This is a genomic window from Calothrix sp. NIES-2098 (assembly GCF_963875125.1).
In the GTDB taxonomy this organism is placed as follows: Bacteria; Cyanobacteriota; Cyanobacteriia; order Cyanobacteriales; family Nostocaceae; genus Aulosira.
This window is the reverse complement of sequence record NZ_CAWNKJ010000002.1, coordinates 112,846-132,097: the sequence shown is the minus strand read 5'-3', so window position 1 is coordinate 132,097 and position 19,252 is coordinate 112,846. Positions and strand designations below refer to the sequence as shown.

General features: G+C 43.7%; 18 protein-coding genes. 7 read left to right on the top strand and 11 right to left on the bottom strand.

Translation table 11 applies throughout. The features are described 5' to 3' along the window. Nucleotides 1–2 precede the first annotated feature (2 nt). From AACU33_RS36970 to AACU33_RS36925, 10 genes are all read right to left on the bottom strand, one after another. The gene (locus AACU33_RS36970; RefSeq protein WP_096595681.1) at nucleotides 3–662 is read right to left on the bottom strand and encodes a CIS tube protein; all 660 of its coding nucleotides are present in this window, start codon (nucleotides 660–662) and stop codon (nucleotides 3–5) included. Further along, nucleotides 653–4,276 carry a hypothetical protein gene (locus AACU33_RS36965; RefSeq protein WP_096595679.1) on the bottom strand — a complete coding sequence of 1,208 codons (3,624 nt, stop codon included), beginning with the start codon at nucleotides 4,274–4,276 and terminating at the stop codon, nucleotides 653–655. Before AACU33_RS36965 ends, AACU33_RS36970 begins: the two co-directional genes overlap by 10 nt. Before the next feature lie 27 nt (nucleotides 4,277–4,303). Then, nucleotides 4,304–4,744: a phage tail protein gene (locus tag AACU33_RS36960; protein ID WP_096595677.1), complete on the bottom strand. Its 441-nt coding sequence runs from the start codon at nucleotides 4,742–4,744 to the stop codon at nucleotides 4,304–4,306. A gap of 104 nt (nucleotides 4,745–4,848) precedes the next feature. Continuing rightward, nucleotides 4,849–4,983 (bottom strand): DUF6760 family protein, encoded by a 135-nt coding sequence (locus tag AACU33_RS36955; protein ID WP_339376574.1) that lies wholly within the window; start codon nucleotides 4,981–4,983, stop codon nucleotides 4,849–4,851. 20 nt (nucleotides 4,984–5,003) lie between these two features. Next, entirely contained in the window at nucleotides 5,004–5,366 is a 363-nt protein-coding gene (locus AACU33_RS36950; RefSeq protein ID WP_096595676.1) for a hypothetical protein, read from the bottom strand. Nucleotides 5,367–5,388: 22 nt separating this feature from the next. Then, a complete protein-coding gene (locus AACU33_RS36945; RefSeq protein WP_096595675.1) occupies nucleotides 5,389–5,823 on the bottom strand; it encodes a phage tail protein in 435 nt (144 codons plus the stop codon). A gap of 20 nt (nucleotides 5,824–5,843) precedes the next feature. Beyond that, nucleotides 5,844–7,064, bottom strand: a complete 1,221-nt coding sequence (locus tag AACU33_RS36940) for a phage tail sheath family protein (protein ID WP_096595673.1) — start codon at nucleotides 7,062–7,064, stop codon at nucleotides 5,844–5,846. Nucleotides 7,065–7,125: 61 nt separating this feature from the next. Continuing rightward, the gene (locus tag AACU33_RS36935; RefSeq protein ID WP_096595671.1) at nucleotides 7,126–8,382 is read right to left on the bottom strand and encodes a phage tail sheath family protein; all 1,257 of its coding nucleotides are present in this window, start codon (nucleotides 8,380–8,382) and stop codon (nucleotides 7,126–7,128) included. Between the two features lie 131 nt (nucleotides 8,383–8,513). After that, complete coding sequence (locus AACU33_RS36930; RefSeq protein WP_096595669.1) at nucleotides 8,514–9,179, bottom strand: carboxypeptidase regulatory-like domain-containing protein; 666 nt, start codon at nucleotides 9,177–9,179, stop codon at nucleotides 8,514–8,516. A gap of 12 nt (nucleotides 9,180–9,191) precedes the next feature. Then, nucleotides 9,192–9,770: a DUF4255 domain-containing protein gene (locus AACU33_RS36925; RefSeq protein ID WP_096595667.1), complete on the bottom strand. Its 579-nt coding sequence runs from the start codon at nucleotides 9,768–9,770 to the stop codon at nucleotides 9,192–9,194. A 356-nt stretch (nucleotides 9,771–10,126) separates the two neighbouring features. Here AACU33_RS36925 and AACU33_RS36920 point away from each other — a divergent pair, with 356 nt between their 5' ends. Further along, nucleotides 10,127–10,549, top strand: coding sequence for an AAA family ATPase (locus AACU33_RS36920; RefSeq protein WP_339376573.1), 423 nt, complete (start codon nucleotides 10,127–10,129; stop codon nucleotides 10,547–10,549). A gap of 322 nt (nucleotides 10,550–10,871) precedes the next feature. Here the strand turns inward: AACU33_RS36920 and AACU33_RS36915 are convergent, their stop codons facing one another. Then, nucleotides 10,872–11,024: a hypothetical protein gene (locus AACU33_RS36915; RefSeq protein WP_339376572.1), complete on the bottom strand. Its 153-nt coding sequence runs from the start codon at nucleotides 11,022–11,024 to the stop codon at nucleotides 10,872–10,874. Nucleotides 11,025–11,258: 234 nt separating this feature from the next. On the opposite strand from AACU33_RS36915, the gene AACU33_RS36910 reads away from it, so the two are divergent. From AACU33_RS36910 to AACU33_RS36885, 6 genes are all read left to right on the top strand, one after another. Next, nucleotides 11,259–11,828 carry a reverse transcriptase N-terminal domain-containing protein gene (locus tag AACU33_RS36910; RefSeq protein ID WP_445291805.1) on the top strand — a complete coding sequence of 190 codons (570 nt, stop codon included), beginning with the start codon at nucleotides 11,259–11,261 and terminating at the stop codon, nucleotides 11,826–11,828. A 530-nt stretch (nucleotides 11,829–12,358) separates the two neighbouring features. Then, the gene (locus tag AACU33_RS36905; protein ID WP_096595665.1) at nucleotides 12,359–14,143 is read left to right on the top strand and encodes a reverse transcriptase domain-containing protein; all 1,785 of its coding nucleotides are present in this window, start codon (nucleotides 12,359–12,361) and stop codon (nucleotides 14,141–14,143) included. 120 nt (nucleotides 14,144–14,263) lie between these two features. Beyond that, nucleotides 14,264–15,574, top strand: coding sequence for a group II intron reverse transcriptase (locus AACU33_RS36900; RefSeq protein ID WP_339376598.1), 1,311 nt, complete (start codon nucleotides 14,264–14,266; stop codon nucleotides 15,572–15,574). Between the two features lie 386 nt (nucleotides 15,575–15,960). Continuing rightward, on the top strand, nucleotides 15,961–17,883 hold the full coding sequence (locus AACU33_RS36895) for a reverse transcriptase/maturase family protein (protein WP_339376571.1): 1,923 nt from the start codon (nucleotides 15,961–15,963) through the stop codon (nucleotides 17,881–17,883). Between the two features lie 190 nt (nucleotides 17,884–18,073). After that, nucleotides 18,074–18,382, top strand: coding sequence for a hypothetical protein (locus tag AACU33_RS36890; protein WP_096595663.1), 309 nt, complete (start codon nucleotides 18,074–18,076; stop codon nucleotides 18,380–18,382). Further along, complete coding sequence (locus tag AACU33_RS36885; protein WP_096595661.1) at nucleotides 18,372–19,184, top strand: TniQ family protein; 813 nt, start codon at nucleotides 18,372–18,374, stop codon at nucleotides 19,182–19,184. Before AACU33_RS36890 ends, AACU33_RS36885 begins: the two co-directional genes overlap by 11 nt. Nucleotides 19,185–19,252 lie beyond the last annotated feature (68 nt).

The window sequence follows — 19,252 nt, the reverse complement described above, 5'->3', positions numbered from 1 at the left end:
TTTTAGATGTCACCTCCCAATGAAGAACCAGGACGCAAAGCAGGAATTGCTAATACTATGCCCGGTTTTAAGTAGGTGGGGTTATCAATCTTGTTTGCTTGGGCGATCGCCCGCCAGAGGGTGGGATCTTCATATTCTTCATAAGCAATGTTACTAATTCTCTCTTTGTCTTTAACAAGGCGTGTCTTAGCTACATCTGGCGACTGCTTATTTGTTAGTTTAGCGTCCTCTTGATCTGAACGCCATTGTTTAAAAGTGCATGTGAGGTTAGCACGCACAGGCGTACCGTTATCCAGAAATAAGGTAAAACGCTGGTTTAAATTCGTTAGCACCCACTGAAAATTATTAAAATCAAACTTTCCCCACATCAATTTGCACAAAGGTGGTCGGTGTAATGAACCGTGTTTCTGGATAGTTGCGAGGTCAAATATTTTATCAGTGTGTGTGCGGACATCGGTCTTTGCCTCATAGGTGTCGCATAATAAATTCATGGTCAATTGTGCTGGATCACCATGAGTAAATTGAGATTCTGGCACGTCTGATTCATCGGTAGGAGCTACGCGCCAATTGGCTGTCTTATCAATAGTGATTTCATTGGGATTAAACAAGACAGTAATTTCTGCGCCAATTTCTGGTACGATTTTCAATTTTTCTAAGGCCATTGCCATCCTCCTCGTCGTTCACTTTCTATGGCAAGTTGCCTCATTACCTTCCGCATTACCCGATCTGCTAGGTCGTCTACATCGATTGCATTCTCACGATCGCGTTCTCTGGTTCTCGCTGAATTGTTTTGATTATTAGTATGAGATTGAGTATCATTAATCTGTGATGAATTGCTGGGTATGATTGCACTTTCCTGATGGCTGTTGGTAAATGAATTGTGAGTTCCAGACATAACTGAGTTGTTCGTTGGTTGTAATTTCACTCCTGAGCGATCAAAAGCTGATGAACTAGAGAGAACTAAGGGCATAGGAGAGTTAAGCAGTTTTTTCCTCCTAATTTCCTTCACTAAAGGTCGTACAGATGAAAGTTGGATTTTCTGGCTATTTTCGTTCGTTTTAATCATAATTCTTTGTATGGGTGCAGAGCTTTGTGGCTCTAAAACATGGTCTGTTCTATGAGAAATTGCTGTCACAGGTGTTGCCGATATTTGCGAGTAGATATCTGCATGACTAGAAAAAACAGAAGATTTGCTTCTGGAAACAGTAATTGATTTCACAGGCTGCAAATTTTGTTGTGTAGGGTTGGATCTAGTTTGTCTCGCGGATATAACTCTAGCCAAAGGTGATACGGTCGCCTTTGGTTGCTCGTTAGGTTGCGATCTGTTAACTAGCTCAAATTTAGAGGGGTTTGTTGTCAAGGTGTTTTCAGTTGCTAACACTTTTAAATCACTAGGGTGACGAAATTCCTGGAGCGATCGCTGCACATCAACTCTCGGATCTGACTGAGTTTGGTTGTGATATCTACTATGCTGGCGCTGGAATAACTTAGCTAACAGTGGTTGATGATTACTTAGCTGCTGCTTTCGTGTCTGGATAGTACGTACTAGTTGAGAGCCAATTATACTTGATTGAACTAGGGGGTGTTGGAGTCGTTGTTGCCGTTGCTGTTCTGATGAATGTAACTGGAAATTAGGGGTAGAGTTGAATTTTGATATCTGTGCTATTTGTTCCTTTGCAGTCATGGGAGTGCTACTAGAAGCAATCCCATTACTTTGAGTCTTAACTGATGATGGGAATGAGGTTTTTGGTTGATGAATAAATTGCTTTATCTTTTGGGCTGGGATCGTAGTTGTACCATTTCGCTTTGATCTGACTACAGATGCAGATGGTAGGTTAGCACGGCTATCCACCCTGACAAACATTTCATGTGTAACTTGATGCTTTGCTTTTCCTTGAACAATAGTCGGTTTGTTAGCCTTCGAGCTTCGTGAGGTAGCTGATCCACTCGGCTTGCTAGTCTGGTTAATATGATGCACTTGTTGGGCGAGAAAAGTTTCGGCATTAGAAGTAGACCACTCTGCTAACTTAGGTGGGTTAACGCGAGAGTCAAAGTCTGGCAAACGTTGTATCTCATCATTAGACTTTTTATGTACTTGTAAATCTTCTTGATGAGGCTGATGTTGATCTAATTCTTTCAGTAACGGTAAGCGATCGCTTAAGCGTTGTATCTGTGATTGAACAACATGGGCTAGTTTAAAGCTGAGTACACCTGGTTGGACTATTGGACGCAGGAGTTGGTGTTGTAGTTGGTTTTCTAAATCGAGCTTTGATGTTGTCTGTGCAGTGTTAGCAGCAAGTTCACTGTTTTTGATTACGGATGGTGAAAATGATGAGGTGTTTTTTTCTGGATCTTGTCTAGTAGGTTGATCAATAGATGTAGTTGCATCAGGAGCAAGTGATTTGTCAACTAGAAAATCATGGGTATAGCTTGATCTGGAGAGGGTATTTTCAAAAATTCTCTGCGTCGGCTGGCTAGTTTGGTTAATGTAACGCACTTGTGGAGAATTGGGCAATGCTGTTAATGCTGGCAAAACATTGTTAGAGTTAAAGTCTAGCAGCCGTTGTATTTCATGATGATTTTTTTGATTTGTTTGCAGATGTTGTACCCCGCTTTGATGCTGGGTTAACTCTGTCAGCAGTTGCAAACGGTTACTCAAACGTTGTATTCGTGATTGAACAGTACGAGCTAGTTGAATAGAAGCTAGCCTTGGTTGTAATTGCGGACGTTGAAGCCTTTGGTATAGTTGAGCATTTACGTCTAATAGATGTGGCTGGGAACTAGTGATAGAACTAGAGCCTACTCTGTGTACTATTTGTTTTCCTAAAGTTAGAATTGGTCTGCTAGTAGCGATCGCATCTGTGGGCAATGAGATGTTTTGTTGAGGATTATCTCTGCTAAATCGAGCAACATTGGCATTGGCGATAGCTTGAGAATCTTCAGATACGGTTAATTCAGGTAAATCCTTGCCAGAATCAAAGTCTGGCAAACGTTGTATCTCATCATTAGACTTTTTATGTACTTGTAAATCTTCTTGATGAGGCTGATGTTGATCTAATTCTTTCAGTAACGGTAAGCGATCGCTTAAGTGTTGTATTCGTGATTGAACAGTACGAGCTAGTTGAATAGAAACTAGCCTTGGTTGTAATTGCGGACGTTGAAGCCTTTGGTATAGTTGAGCATTTACGTCTAATAGATGTGGCTGGGAACTAGGGATAGAATTAGAGGCTGCTCTGTGTAATATTGGTTGTCCTGAAGTTAAAGTTGGTTTGCTAATTGTGATTGCATCTGTGGGCAATGAGATGTTTTGTTGAGGATTATCTCTGCTAAATCGAGCAACATTGGCATTGGCGATAGCTTGAGAATCTTCAGATACGGTTAATTCAGGTAAATCCTTGCCAGAATCAAAGTCTGGCAAACGTTGTATCTCATCATTAGACTTTTTATGTACTTGTAAATCTTCTTGATGAGGCTGATGTTGATCTAATTCTTTCAGTAACGGTAAGCGATCGCTTAAGTGTTGTATTCGTGATTGAACAGTACGAGCTAGTTGAATAGAAACTAGCCTTGGTTGTAATTGCGGACGTTGAAGCCTTTGGTATAGTTGAGCATTTACGTCTAATAGATGTGGCTGGGAACTAGGGATAGAATTAGAGGCTGCTCTGTGTAATATTGGTTGTCCTGAAGTTAAAGTTGGTTTGCTAATTGTGATTGCATCTGTGGGCAATGAGATGTTTTGTTGTGGGTTATCTCTGCTAGATGTATCATCTGTAGATTTAGCTAGAGATGATAAAGGTTGGCTATGGTAGCCAACTTGATGTCTTGCCTGAGCCAGAAGAGTAAATTTAGTCACCTCCAAGCTGGGGGACATCTCGGTAGTATTATGATGGTCGGCTTGGTCTGAGATCGCATTATTGGCAGGGGATTGAGAATTAAACGCAGCAGCTATATCAGGTGAGTCAGAAGTGGAATCAAAGTCTGGTAGCCGCAGTATATGGTCGTTGGGGCTGGGCTGGAAGTGAAAATAACCAATATTATGAATCCAAGGCTGTATTAATTTTGTTAGTAATGGCAAACGGTTACTCACTCGTTGCGTCCGCGACAACACAGCCCTAGCGAGTCTACTCCCAATAGCACCTGGTTGGACTAGCGGACGCCTGAGCCGCCAGGTCAATTGCGGGTCAAGAGCATCCTGCCAGGTCTTATTTTGGGTAGATTGGTGAGCGAGATCGTTGTGATCGCCCTCTTGATGCAGACCTTCAGGAGATGTTGTCATTTCGTCAGCCTATTGGTGTTGGATCTACTATTGGGGTTGTATCATTCCATGATGAACCAGTTCTAGAGTCTCTAAAGCCACTTCTGCAGTATTCGCACGCAGATCGGGTCCAATCCAGCGTGCAGGAAACGCTTTGAAAAAATTCCAGCGCCATACTTCTTGATAAGTACTGTTTTGCAGAATAATAGACCCATTAAAGCGTTTGATAGTACCTTTGATTGCGTCTTGCTGCCAATTCCACAAAGTTTTGCTATCTGTCAACCCGTGCTTGAGAACTAGGTTAGACGGGTAGCGAACTGGACCAGGTAGCTTGTGAATGTACTGATTCTCACCACCCTCCTGATAATCTAGGATTTCCAGCTCCGCCTGCAAACCATTAACTTCGGAGAAACCGCCAACTGTTAATCCACCGATCTCAACAAGGAAATTAAAAGCGAGATAGGGATCTTTGCGAGCACCTACCGTCATACATCATGACCTCCTTACAGTGTTGTTGATCTGTTTGGTTTCAGCAAAATTGTTGTAAATAGTCATAGAGGCTCTCGACCGTTCGCCCTGACAAAAGATGTGGTTCATTTATGTGAAAACTGCTGGTTAATATTGGCAATTTCGCTCACCCAGTGCCGTCGCTCTGGGTGTTCCAAGGTCATAATCTGATCGTAAGACCAGTGAAAGTGATAGGCAATATAGGCTATCTCAGCAGACAATCTGTCTGCTGGATAGCGAATTACTCCCCCAAGGTGGCTGTTTCCACCTCAAACTCACCTTTGCAATGTGGACATTCCACGAGCAGCCGACTGTTACCATTCTGGTTGATCCGCAGATAAAAGTCCTGCAAGAATGCAAAGTCACCGGCAAATAAGCTTTCGATGACCTTGGGATTAATCTGTTCCAAGTTACCTAGTTTGGTGATCACCCGTGACAGCAGGATGACTACTAAGTAAGCAGCATTAGTCTGCACCTTATACTCTTTCAATGGCTCAATCTCGTCGTAGGCAGTAGCTAACCGCATTATGCCCTCGCGATGGAGGCTGCCCTCCGAGTCCACGTAGCCTTGAGGCAAGGTGAAAGGAAACTCTGTTTGCAGCATTATGTCCTCCTAGCGATCGCTTCTAGCCCTTCTCTATTCCTTCGTGAGCAATTTCCAGGGTTTCGATCGCCACTTCGTTACTGGTGGCGTTGAAGGTTGCACCTGTCCATTTGGTAGGCCAGCCAGCCTTAAACTTCCACTTGAGTTTCTCTGCACCTTTATCATCCAAAAGGGAGATAGTGCCATCCACGCGCTCTATGTCACCCGTCACTGCTTTTGTCAACCATTGCCAAAGAGATGTATCGTCAGTTACTCCATATTTAAGGCTGATATTGGAGTACTTAACCAGTCCAGGTAATTTCCGTACTGTGAGGACTTTTTCGTTACCTTCGCGATATTCAGTGGGGTCTTGGCTGGAATCCAAACCAGAACACTCTCGAAAACCAGCACGTTTTCCACTAATCTCTAGTGTAAAGTTATAAGCCATCAATGGATCTTTGCGATCTCCAGTTGCCATAATCAAACCTCCTGAATTTACTAACCAAGTTTGGGAACACCGGAAATGGTGACTCCGGTAGTGCCGTGGATGATGGTAACAATGATGAACTCGCAGGGTTCAATTGGAGCTAAGCCGATTTCCGTGACCACTTGTCCTGCTTCACGCACTTGCGGCGGGTTGGTATCCTCATCACATTTGACATAGAAAGCTTCCTCTGGTTGACTGCCCTTCAAAGCCCCCTGTCGAAACAGGTCATTGAAGTAATCCGTCAGATCACGCTTGATCCGATTCCATAAACTGGCATCGTTAGGTTCAAACACTACCTCCAACATATTGCGTTCGATCCAACGGATAACGGTCAGGAACAGCCGTCGCACGTTGATATATGTCCACTCAGGGTCATGGCTTAGGGTTCGGGCACCCCAAACTAAAATTTCACGACCAGGAAAAGTATGCAGACAGTTGATCCCTTCTTGATTCAATAGACCCTGTTGACGGTTTGTCAAATTGACTTCCAGTTCGAGAACACCCTTAAGAACTTCATTTGCAGGTGCTTTGTAGACACCAATTTTCTGGTCGCTGCGGGCGTACACTCCAGCTACATGACCACAAGGTGGGACGAAGGTGCTTTTCAGGTATGAGTCATCTTGTACTCGAACCCAAGGATAGTAAAGGGCAGCACTCGCCCCATTGAGTCCCCGTCGTTGATTGTGCAGTTGTTGCTCATTGGTGTGAGGTAAAGAATCTAGGATGGCGAAGCGATTGCCCAAACGATGGCAATGTTCTAAGACAGCAGACTGCATTGTGATTACGCTATCTGGGTTAAGTGGCGACAAGTTTGACCATATTGTTGAGTCTGTCAGATCTGGCGCACAAGGATCATTTGTCAAATTCATAGGTGGTGGCGATCGCATAATATCCGGAGTGCAAACTAAGTCGATAGTGCAAAGTGGTTCTAGCGCTGCCAAACCTTCAAGCAAAGCATCTTCAGGCGGGATAGTATCTTTGAGAGGAACCACATAGCATAAACTTCCACCGTTCTTGAAGAAGCCTCGGACTGCATAAGCCAAGTAACCATTGGGAAGTGGCGCACCGAAGTCTCGCTGAAACTCAGACCAGTGGGTTAGGGGCTGAGGTTCATTAAATTTTGCGTTACCCTTGATGTATCCAAGAATTGCAGGCACTCCTGTTTGCAGTTTTTCCACTGGTGATGGAAAGCGCTCTTCGTAGTAAACGCCAGGTGTTTTATACTTGAGCATTTTCTACTCCTATTCGATAGCAAATGAAACATAGCGCCATCAACAACTCCCTACCCTTAAATTATTTGCTAGGTCCAGCCCACTGACTGATGCGGAAGATGACAAATTCTGCTGGTCTGACAATTGCCACCCCAATCTCTGTAATTACCTGACCCAGTTCTCGAACTTCAGGAGGATTGGTCTCTGCATCACATTTAACATAGAATGCCTGTTGGGGTGTGTTGCCGAACAAAGCCCCGTTACGCCAGACAATGGTCAAAAAGGCAGTGACATTGAGTATAATTTTCGCCCACAAGTTAGTATCATTGGGTTCAAAGACTGCCCACTGAGTACCCTGATCGATTGATTTGCGCAGGAAGAGCATTGTGCGGCGGACATTAATGTACTTAAACTCGCCGTTTTTATCACCGCCAAGTGTGCGTGCTCCCCATACGCGGATATTACCATTGAGGTCGCGGATACAGTTAACGCCTTGGGGATTTAGTCCGTCTTGTTGAGCTTTGCTAATTTTGTACTTCAGTCCCAGAGATCCCAACACAGGTTCGTTAGCTGGTGCTTTATGCACGCCTCGAGTATTGTCTACTCGAGCATAGATCCCCGCTATGTGACCGCTTGGTGGGACGTATATGAACCCATCACCCTGTGGATTTTGGACTTTTGTCACCGGATCGAAAACTTGGAGCCAAGGGAAGTAGTAAGCAGCATAGTTTGAAAAGGGAGGTAATTTGTTGTTATTAGACTTCGGGTCGAGTTGGGTTAGGTCTTCGACTACTTCCTCACTGTCAAAGATAGCAAAACGGTCTTGAGTCTGCTCTTGACAGTGGATGGTGATAGCATCAATAACCTCGGGATGATCTGTTTTTGTGATCCCAGGAGCAGCAACAATTGCGATCTCGTCAATGGCTGCAAATTTCTGTTTTAGAAACTCAGCAGTAATGTCACCCGCAGCCTTTACCCGCACAACATAGCAGCGAGTGCCACCGTTGTTAAAAAATCCATAAACTGCATGGGTCAGTATTTTTTGCCCTAGGTCAGTCGAGAAGTCTCCAAAAAACTTTTTGAACTCACTGAAGTTGGTACATAGCTTCACTTCACCTGCAGCAATAGTAAGCGTAACATCTTCTTCTATAAAAGATTTGTTATTGTCTCCTACTGGGAGGGTTGGGTCATAGTTTGGATTGCTTTTAGGAATCTTGATTGCATCTGGTACAACTCCGAGGAAGCCTGGTGTGCTAGTGCCCACACCTGCAATAGGCTGGATAGTAGAGGGGACTTCCTCAACATATACTCCAGGTGAGAAATAAGTTGTTGGTGGCATAGTCTTCCTTCCTTCGGTTCAAAATGGTTAGTGAACTACGTATCTGAGATCGGTGAGTTAGCCTCACCTAGTTGAAAGGCACAAGGCCATCCCTTATACAAGGAAACTTTTTGGATATGGCAATGAAAACTTCATTGGCTTGCCCCTGAAACAGTTGACACACTATTTCTTCTTTTCAAGACAAAATCCAAAGTCTTCTCTACGCCAGCCTGACTGAGCAGTACTTCCACAGAGGCTATTTCGTAGCCTGGAGCCGAAACCATAACTGTGCGCTCCTGTTTCTCTGATGCCTCCAATTCCATCAATAAGTATTGTCCTTGTTGATTACTGTAGGCACTTTCTGTACTTCTGTTCACCCACACTTCAGCCAATACTACAGGATCGCCATTCTGGTCAGATATTTTGCCTTTGATGGTTGTGGGCGGTAGGGCGATATCAGCAGTAGCCATGATAATCTTGTCATTTTGGCGGGATACTGTGATACCTACCAGGGCGGTATCGTAGCGTTTTCCAGCACCTAGTAATGATGTAGTCAACCTATATTCGCCGTTAGGAAGATCTAAAAAGTGAAAGTGTCCATCAACAGCGCTTCTGGTTCGGTCAGGGCGTTCGACCATGACCTGCCAGTGATTTCCATACTGTAAAGATTTGAGATTTAGCCATTTAGTAAACTCCTCTGGTGCTTTGGTAATCATCACGTTGGCACCACCTATAGCTTTCTTTGTCTGAGCGTTGATCACCCGTCCGGCGATTGCTACCTGATGACGAACTGGCTCGATTAAAACCCACTGCGACATTGGCTATGACTCCTATGTTCCAGCCTGTGTTTCTGTCACCAACGGTGCTGCCGACCTTGCCTCGTGGACTGTCACACTGATGGTTATGGTGTAATTCAAAACTACTTTCGGCTTTCCTCCCAGCGCCTGCCAGAATTCTCCCAAACTCTGCAGTTGAATCGGCTGAAGTGTCATCGTCGGCAGTGGTATTTCCTGTTCTACAAGACTTCCCAGAAGTATCTCAGATGGAAGTATTGGATAGCGCAACAGCACTTTCATCACTTCCCCTAGTAGACGGTGTTCATCTCGAATTGGAGTAGTAGAACTTTCACTAGGCCAAGCAGTGATTAGGTAGGAGCAATCTACCCTCACTAGAGGAGGCTTTTTGGCGACCGTACCATTGCTCTGGCGTTCTACGAGCCATTCATTGTTACGTAGTTCGCGTTTTTCTCGAATGTCATAAAGAAATAGATCTATTGCTGGTAGGGTTACTGAAGGAGGCGGAAACTGAGGATCAGGTGTAGCAAAACTGATGCTCACCTGCCGAACTAGATCTGGTGGTAGCGATCGCTTAAGTAATTCTTCTAGAGTCCGATCTAGGTCGTCAATCATGATGTTTCGATACCTTATCTTCCTCTAAACCCAACCCAAAACTGTGATGATTGCGGCTTAAATTTTGTTGATTGAGCCTGTAATACCTTAAAAATTGGCAAATAAGTATATTTATTTGTCTTTGTCTTTTACTCTCTTATTTGCTTGATGAATAAGTCAAGGAGATTTTACAAGTCGTTACAGATAGCTATGTGTGTGGGTTCGCAGACTTAAGTTTAGTATTTTGCGCTTACATCAAGCTTGGTGTCCAGTATGCTATGGCAACTGGCGTACCAATAATCGGGTAATTTACAATCCACTGCTGTGGTTAGTTAATACAATCGAGGAATGCCCTCACCATAAGCATCAGTCCTTGATTGAGCAGTGCCCTCACTGCAAGTTCTGATATTGTGCGTCGTGCCTTAGAACAAGCAATGCGGCACCATCAGCTGACAGCGCTCATGGTAGACGAAGCTCAACACCTGTTGATGCTTGCTGGAGGAAAGCAGATGTTACATCAGATGAATTGGATAAAATCTATCGCCAATATTACTGGTACTGTACATATTTTATTTGGCACTTATGATTTGCTTAATTGTTGCCGCCTCAGTGGTCAAGTCAATCGGCGCAGTGATGACATTCATTTACCTCGTTATTTGTCAGATAGCAAAGAAGATGTAACTGAGTTTATTCGAGTACTCCAAACATTTCAAACACACATACCATGTGCGATTCGTTGGTTAGAAACTAGACCCCATAAGGATTCTAGGGGATTAACCGCTAGGTTCAAACCTAGATAACTGAATAACAATGTGGGAGTATAACCCACCCCTCAAGTGCTAAGGTGAAAGCATTTTCCCTACGGTAGCGACTAGTCATCAATCCGTAAAGCGGGAATAAAAGGCGGTAGTACTGGGAGCCTAAAACCCGGTAATCGTCGAGCAAGATACCCATGAGTACGCAAGAAAGACACGTTTGAATCACCGTTATGTGTAAGTAGCGAAATCAGGCTGAAACGCTACGCCAAAAGGCAAAGGATATGGGATTGGCGGTTATATTGCCGACCAATAAGCACCCCCGATAAACCCGGTGAAAAGTGTCACTCTAAAGGTATCAGCATTGTTATTCGGAACGAAGTAACCCGTCAAACGCTCTCAGGCGGTCGAATACCTGAGTAAGTACTAACCGGATGCCTTGACGGGCGAGATTGAGTAAGAAGCGAATGCTTGGCTGTAATAAGGATAATGGGGAGTTGGCAAGTTCCTGGTTGACCAACAAGCACTTCCTCTAACCCCGGTGGAGAGTACCGCTCTAAAAACTCGACCAAATGACTATCAGAAACGAAGTAACCGCTTGTTAGTTCTCAGACAGGTCGATGTCTGAGTAGGTGCTAACCAGATACAACAAGACGGAAAGATTGATTCACAAGCAAAAGCTTCACTGTAATGGTGAGGATAAGCAGACAGAATCACGGTGGCTTGGAAGATAGAGTTTCCAGTAACAGTAAATATGTCTAAAACGAGTATTAAGACTACGGTGGAATGGCACGATATCAACTGGCGCAAGCTGGAACGTAAAGTGTACAAGCTGCAAAAGAGAATCTATCAATCCTCTCAACGTGGTGATGTGAAAGCAACTCGCCGACTTCAGAAAACGTTGATGAAATCCTGGTCTGCAAGAGCATTAGCGGTTCGTAGAGTAACCCAAGATAACTGCGGAAAAAAGACGGCTGGTGTGGATGGTATTAAAGCACTAACCCCAAAGCAACGTCTTGCCCTGATAAATCAGTTAAAACTGGGTTCAAAAGTCAGCCCAACCAGACGCGTTTGGATACCCAAACCTGGAACGGAGGAGAAGCGACCTTTAGGAATTCCTACAATGAAAGACCGCGCCTTGCAAGCACTTGTCAAGTTGGCATTAGAGCCAGAATGGGAAGCGCGATTTGAACCGAACTCATACGGGTTCAGAGCCGGAAGGTCATGTCATGATGCCATCGAAGCAATCTTTAACGAAATCCGGTACAAACCAAAATTTGTACTAGATGCCGATATATCCAAGTGTGTGCGCCGTGACAGTTAACGCGGTATCCCCAACTAAGTTGGGAAAGACTAAGAAGAACGTCTTTAAGTCAACCAACTTACCTGGAGTCGAAAGACAAAAGGGACAACAGCATGTTGGTAAAGCCGGAAATAGAGAGAAGGCGTTAAAACTAGAGTCCGGCAAGACTTGTGTGACATGGTGAAGGTTAAACTACCTGAAGCCCAATTCTGACGGTATACGCGATTGCCTATTCCTACAACGCCTAACAGGAATAACCGTTTGTGTGTAGTTTTAAGCATTTGAACCACACAACTTCTTCAAACGGAGTCAGCCAGCGATGAGATGGCTTAACGAATGAATGGGACACCTAAATCACACTGTTACGTACTGAGTTAATCAAGCGCGGGATGACCTACAGGGGGCGACCCCTATGGTTACAGAGTTCCCATAGTAGTCCGGGGACGGGAAAGCCGTCCACATGAGGCACTTTATTACTGGGATTCACAGTAATAACTGCTGTGGCAAAGGGGAACAGGTAATCTTTACACTTGTATCGAGAGGTACGCGAGATGCGAAACGCCGAAACGGTTTTAAGTGTAATCCGAGACAGAGGACAACGTGGTTTACCTCTGAATGGTATTTACAGACAACTTTTCAATCCGAATCTGTACTTCTTAGCGTACAGCCGCATCTATAAAAATAATGGGGCAATGACACAAGGAGTTACATCAGAGACTGTAGATGGGATGTCCCTTAAAAAGATTGAAAACCTCATAGAAGATATTCGCTATGAACGTTTTCGGTGGACACCAGTAAGGCGAATTAATATTCCCAAGAAAAATGGAAAAACTCGACCGCTGGGTATTCCCACTTGGAATGATAAATTGGTTCAGGAAGTAATACGTTTGATACTAGAAGCGTACTACGAACCTCAATTTTCCAACAGCAGTCATGGTTTTCGACCCAAGCGCGGATGCCATACGGCACTAACATTAATAGACCGAACTTGGCAAGGAACTAAATGGTTTATTGAAGGAGATATTCGCGGTTGTTTTGACAATATAGATCATAAAATCTTAATGTCAATCCTACGTGAGAAAATCCAAGATAACCGCTTTTTAAGATTGATTGAAAATTTACTCAAGGCAGGTTACTGCGAGCAATGGAAATATTATTCGACCCTTAGCGGAACCCCACAAGGCTCGATTCTATCACCCATACTTGCCAATATCTATCTTGACAAATTCGATAAATTTATCGAACAAATACTGATTCCAGAGTATACACGCGGCAAATGTCGGGCAGAAAATCCAGAGTATTCAAAACTCGTAAAGCTGGCTTGGTACTACAGGCAGAATGGACAATTTGAGAAAGCACGTCAACTGGAAATTAAATACCAGAAAATGCCCTCGAAAAATGTTCGTGACCCTGGGTACAGAAGGCTAAATTACGTCCGCTATGCAGACGATTTCCTACTTGGTTTTATTGGCTCATTTCAGGAAGCTAAAGCAATTAAGGAGAAAATCAAGACCTTTTTAGCTGCAAATCTTCAGTTAGAACTGTCATCAGAAAAGACCTTAATTACTAATGCCAGGAATGAAGCAGCAAGCTTTTTAGGTTACAAAGTTCTAGTTCAATATTCTGACGATAAGCATACCAATGGTAAACGCTCAATCAACGGAATTGTTGCACTTAGAATCCCAGCAAGAGTTATAGAAGAAAAATGTGCCTTATACATGAGGAATGGTAAACCCATTCATCGCCCTGAATTAATAAATGATGATGATTTTACTATTATCAACATTTACCAATCGGAATTTCGAGGGTACGTACAATTCTATAGTCTGGCTCAAAATATTGCATGGCTGCGAAAACTCCAATGGGTTATGTCGAGTTCGCTGATGAAAACCCTTGCCTGTAAATACAGAACTAGCGTAGCGAAAATCTGCGCCAAGTATAAGAAGACTGTTAAGCTTCCACAAGGAAGAAGAAAATGTGTGGAAATAACCGTCCCTGTAGAAGGTAAGAAATCCTTAGTGGCTCGCTTTGGCGGCATACAATTAAAACGTAACCTAAAAGCAAACATTTTAGACCTACCAACAAGTAGAAAGCCCGCTTTCAGAAATGAACTAATCAAGCGTCTGCTTGCTGACGAATGCGAGATTTGCGGTGCAAAAGGTAACATTGAGGTTCACCATATTCGTGCCCTTAAAGACCTCAAAACCAAGGGTAGAAAAGAAAAACCGCAATGGATGCAAATTATGTCCGCACGTAGAAGGAAAACTCTCATGGTTTGCCCTCAATGCCATGATGCAATACACGCTGGTAAACCAATGTCTCAACGAGTCTCGTGATCACAGAATACTGGAGAGCCGTGTACCTGGAAATCTCGTAAGCACGGTTCGGAGGGGGCTAGTTAGAAAAGGAGCCAAAACAGTGGAAACCTCGCTAGCTGGCTACCCACTTTTGATAAAATCAACCACGAAGAATTACTTAACAAAATCAATACATTCCCAACAATGCGGAGACTTATCAAAGCATGGTTGAAATCGGGTGTAATGGATGATGGACAGTTCTTTAAAACTAACTCAGGCACACCTCAAGGCGGCGTTATTTCTCCCCTATTAGCTAACATCGCCCTTCATGGGATGGAACAATTAGTAATAGATTATGCACGCAGCCTCAAAGGAGAAAAGAAAGCAAATCAACAATCCATATCCTTAATAAGATATGCAGATGATTTTGTTATCTTAGCCCCAAAAGCATCTCAGATATCTGAGATGCAAAAGTTAGCTAAAACGTGGTTAGCAGGAATGGGATTGGAATTAAGTCCTAGCAAAACGAGCATTAGTCACACTCTCTTAAATCCTCGAAAGAAGAACTTCTCGGAGAAGATGTTGCTCCCTATCAAGGATAATACCTTTGATAAATGGCAAAGAAACTACAAACAACCAGAAGAAAAATTCTCAGATAATGCTGGGTTTGACTTCCTGGGGTTCAATGTCAGGCAATACGAAGTTGGCTCGAATAGCTCCAGTAGTTCATCCAATGGAACAAAGCTAGGATTTAAAACACTCATCAAACCCAGTAAGAAAGCGATTAAGAAACACTACGACGCAATCGTAGAAATTATCGATGCTCACAAATCAGCCCCACAAGCTGCACTAATAGCAAAACTTAACCCCGTCATTAGGGGATGGGTAAATTACTATTCGACAGTTGTAAGCAAAGAAACATTCTCTACGCTTGACCACTTGGTATATCAAAAGCTTTCTAGATGGGCGCAACGCCGCCACCCCAATAAATCAGCGGCATGGGTAACTAGAAAGTACTGGCATACAGTAGGTGGCGACAATTGGGTATTCGCAGTAACCAAAGATGGCAAAGTTGCAGAAACCTTAATCAGGTATTCCAGCAAACCGATTGTTAGATATATCAAAGTTAAGGGCAATGCATCCCCATTTGATGGAAACCTGAAATACTGGAGTTCTAGAAGAGGAGAACACCCCCTAGTTCCTACGAGAGTTGCAAAACTCCTAAAAGAACAGAAAGGTAAGTGCGCTCACTGCGGATTGTACTTTAGAGAAGACGATTTAATCGAAGTTGACCATATCATTCCCAAGTCTCTAGGCGGTTTGGATAGGTACAGCAACCTCCAAGCATTACATCGTCACTGCCACGATCGCAAAACTGCCAACGATGGTAGTAGAGGTACTCATAACTTGAGCCAAATTGTTGAGGAGCCGTGTGAGGTGAAAGTGTGCGCCGTGGTACGCACTGATTGAATTGCCAACACAGTTGGCTGGAGTTCAGGGCAACTGACTCCAAGGCGAACAACTAACCTAGACCCGAAAGGGCGAGGGGACAAGAGCATGTTCGTAAAGCGGAAAGTAACAGAAAACGTGTATGTTACGGTTTTGCAACGCCTGAACGATATGGTTAAAGCTGAATGCCTGAACCCTAATGTCCAGTGGTGGAACTGCACATCCTTCGGTATCACGTTTGTACACCGATGTTATCGGTAGCCATAAATTCGACGTTTGTTTATGGTACGCCCTGACCGATAAACGATGAGTAATGAACTCATTCAAGGATATGAGTAGGAGCCTAAGTCGTTCTTTATACGTTCATCAGTGACGGAACATGGGATTGCCTAAGGGACGCGAGTCCTATGGTAACGGAGTTTTCAATAGTAGTCGTGGGAGTAACGCCCCACCAGGGAAAACGGGAGAACCGTTTACAGGGCGAAGTGGAACAGGTAATTGGATGTAACAGAAATCGAGAGGTACGCGAGATGCGAACAGCCGAAACGATACTGAACATCATACGTGAGCGAGGACAACGTGGGTTGCCAGTAGAAAACGTGTATCGATTGCTATATAACCCAAACTTGTACCTACGCGCCTACGCCAAGCTAAACAGCAACGCAGGTGCTATGACACCAGGCGCTACGTCGCAAACAGTGGATGGAATGTCCCTGGAGAAAATCAATGCCATCATCGAGGCTCTGAGATATGAGCGATATAGATGGACACCAGTGCGACGTACTTATATCCCTAAGAAGAACGGTAAATTAAGACCTCTCGGTATGCCTTCTTGGTCAGATAAATTACTTCAAGAAGTAATTCGTTCCATACTAGAAGCCTACTATGAGCCTCAGTTTAGCGAACATTCTCACGGTTTTCGACCTCAACGCGGATGTCATACAGCACTCAAAGAAATTACCCAAAAAGGTCGAGCTACTAAGTGGTTTGTCGAAGGAGATATCTGTGCGTGTTTTGACAGAATAAACCATACTATCCTGTTAAAAATACTACAAGATAAAATCCACGACAATCGCTTTATTCGACTAATCAAGGGGTTGCTGGATGCAGGGTATTTGGAAAACTGGAAATATAATGCCACCTATAGCGGGGTTCCGCAGGGTGCAGTTGTAAGCCCAATACTTTCCAATCTGGTGTTAGACAAGCTGGATAAATACGTTGAACACGAACTAATACCAGCATACACACGAGGTCAACGAAGGAGTGTCTATCCACCGTACAGAGATTTAACTAAGGCTGCGTCAAAAGCACGAAAAGCGGGAGAATTATCACAAGCACGGAAACTGAACCAACAGGCACAGTCTATTCCATCTCGTGACCCTAATGACCCAAACTTTCGTCGCCTTTGGTATACAAGGTATGCCGATGATTTTCTGTTGGGAGTTGTAGGCTCAAAATCTGAAGCTGTGGAAATCAAACAGAAAATTGCCACATTTCTACGTGAAAATTTAAAACTGGAACTCAGTGAACAAAAGACGCTCGTTACCCATGCAAGGGACGAAGCTGCTAAATTCCTGGGTTATGAAATCCACATACTACACGCCGATGATAAGCATGACCATCGTGGTCAAAGATGTATCAACGGTAGTGTGGGTCTTTTGGTTCCAAAAAGCGTAATTAAAGACCATTGTGTTAAATATATGCGCTCTGGGAAGCCGATACACCTGACGCAAAGAGTCAACGACAATGCCTACAGCATAGTTAGCCAGTATCAAGCGGAATATCGAGGATTAGTCCAGTATTACCGCATGGCTTACAACCTTCACACTCTCTCCTTACTTAAACGAGTCATGGAGCTTTCCTTAGTAAAGACTCTGGCAAAGAAGTTCAAAACTACATGCCAGAAAATTTACAAACGGTATCGCACAACCATTGATACCAAAGACGGTACTTACAAAGTATTACAAATTACAATGGAGCGCGATGACAATAAGCCTTTGATAACTCATTTTGGTGGTGTCTGTTTGCGATGGAATAAGTGGGTCAACATAGACGATAACCTGGCTAATCATATCTGGAACGGGCGTAGTGAAGTCGTTCAACGTCTTTTAGCCCAAAAATGTGAAATTTGTGGAGCAACGGATAATATTGAAGTCCACCATGTCCGCAAATTAGCAGATATTCAGCAAAAAGGTTGTAAGGAACGCCCTGAATGGATGCTTAAAATGTCAGCACGTAAACGTAAAACCCTGGTGGTTTGCCGTCAGTGCCATGAGAAAATCCAATACGGACGCTACGACGGTGACGCTCTCAAACGTAAAAATTACTAGAAAGCGAAGTGATACGGAAACGGTCATGCTTCGTTTGGAGGGGGGTGGTTGGAAAAGTGCCAATATTTGGTAACTCGCTGGCTACCTACCCTACCTCACGCACGGTTTTGAAGACCAACGGGTCGGGTAACTGACTCGTTGAGTTTAATTAATTGAAGAAGCATCGCTGGTAGAACAGTACGAATATTTTTTGGATTACTCGTTAGGTTGCATTGGTATCCTCAAAACCTGGTTAACAAAAGCTTTAAGAGCTGCGTTAGCAGACAATGCCCTGACCTTGAGTTGGAAGTATATTCAACTTAACGAGTACTCAAAAGCACGACGTGAGCAAATTCAACTTGAAGCCAAGGCCGGAGAGCAACGATGGCGCAACGAAGTAGGAACTCAGATAGAAACTTTAGCAGCTGAAGAAAGAAGCCAATCACCTTTAAAAAAGGGTCGTGTCGGAAAGCGGCAAGCTAAAAGAGATCCAGTGGGGATTAATCTAGATGTTAGTTGATTATTATACTAATGATGAATTATGGAACCTAGAAAAACCAGCAATTCCACTACGCAGTAGATTGTTTCCATTAGAACCTATTGGTATTGGCACCCTCTACGTAGAAAGCTTGAGTGGGTATGTGGCTCGCCTTGCTGAATATCATTTCATGACTACCGAACAGTTAATTTTGTCCCACATTGTCCCTCTCATGGGACAAAAAATGTCTGAGCCAAACCTCATCAACATCATTAATAATTTATTTGGAATTCGACATTCTCTGGCAACTGCAAACGAAACAAGAGGTATTTACGCCACGGCCCTCATTCAGGTTCTTGAGGAATTAACTTTACGTCGAGATTTATCTAATTTGACACCCCTGAAATGGGCAAGTTTGGTTTTTGAATTTAGTCTTCTGCGCTTATATCAAGCTTGGTGCCCCTTATGTTATGACAATTGGCACACAGATCATCGGATTATCTACAATCCTTTGCTCTGGTTAGTCAACACAATCAAGTTTTGTCCTCACCACGAACATCAACTTCTTCTCGAGCAGTGTCCTCACTGCGACCAAAAATTTCCACCATTGACTCGGTGTTCTCGTCCAGGATATTGCTCAAGCTGTCATCTCTGGTTGGGTAGTTTTGGCCTCAATCAAGCCTTTAATGAACAGATAGTGACACAAGACTCATGGCGGCAGCTTTTGATAGGAGATTTTAGCTCTAATCACAATGACAAGCTGGTGTGGCAGTGCATGTGGTTCGATGATGTCGAAGATTTGGTTGACAATACGCCTTCTAATTTTTTACCGCCCAAGCATTAAACTCACTCGTCATCAATGAGAGGAAGGAGATTTTTTGTACTTTGCGATCGCCTATAGCAGGCGTGTAC

Coding starts and splice junctions, on each gene's coding strand:
- AACU33_RS36970 (WP_096595681.1), bottom strand. CDS start 662: ATGGCCTTAGAAAAATTGAAAATCGTACCAGAAATTGGCGCAGAAATT.
- AACU33_RS36965 (WP_096595679.1), bottom strand. CDS start 4,276: ATGACAACATCTCCTGAAGGTCTGCATCAAGAGGGCGATCACAACGAT.
- AACU33_RS36960 (WP_096595677.1), bottom strand. CDS start 4,744: ATGACGGTAGGTGCTCGCAAAGATCCCTATCTCGCTTTTAATTTCCTT.
- AACU33_RS36950 (WP_096595676.1), bottom strand. CDS start 5,366: ATGCTGCAAACAGAGTTTCCTTTCACCTTGCCTCAAGGCTACGTGGAC.
- AACU33_RS36945 (WP_096595675.1), bottom strand. CDS start 5,823: ATGGCAACTGGAGATCGCAAAGATCCATTGATGGCTTATAACTTTACA.
- AACU33_RS36940 (WP_096595673.1), bottom strand. CDS start 7,064: ATGCTCAAGTATAAAACACCTGGCGTTTACTACGAAGAGCGCTTTCCA.
- AACU33_RS36935 (WP_096595671.1), bottom strand. CDS start 8,382: ATGCCACCAACAACTTATTTCTCACCTGGAGTATATGTTGAGGAAGTC.
- AACU33_RS36930 (WP_096595669.1), bottom strand. CDS start 9,179: ATGTCGCAGTGGGTTTTAATCGAGCCAGTTCGTCATCAGGTAGCAATC.
- AACU33_RS36925 (WP_096595667.1), bottom strand. CDS start 9,770: ATGATTGACGACCTAGATCGGACTCTAGAAGAATTACTTAAGCGATCG.
- AACU33_RS36910 (WP_445291805.1), top strand. CDS start 11,259: ATGTCTAAAACGAGTATTAAGACTACGGTGGAATGGCACGATATCAAC.
- AACU33_RS36905 (WP_096595665.1), top strand. CDS start 12,359: ATGCGAAACGCCGAAACGGTTTTAAGTGTAATCCGAGACAGAGGACAA.
- AACU33_RS36895 (WP_339376571.1), top strand. CDS start 15,961: ATGGTAACGGAGTTTTCAATAGTAGTCGTGGGAGTAACGCCCCACCAG.
- AACU33_RS36885 (WP_096595661.1), top strand. CDS start 18,372: ATGTTAGTTGATTATTATACTAATGATGAATTATGGAACCTAGAAAAA.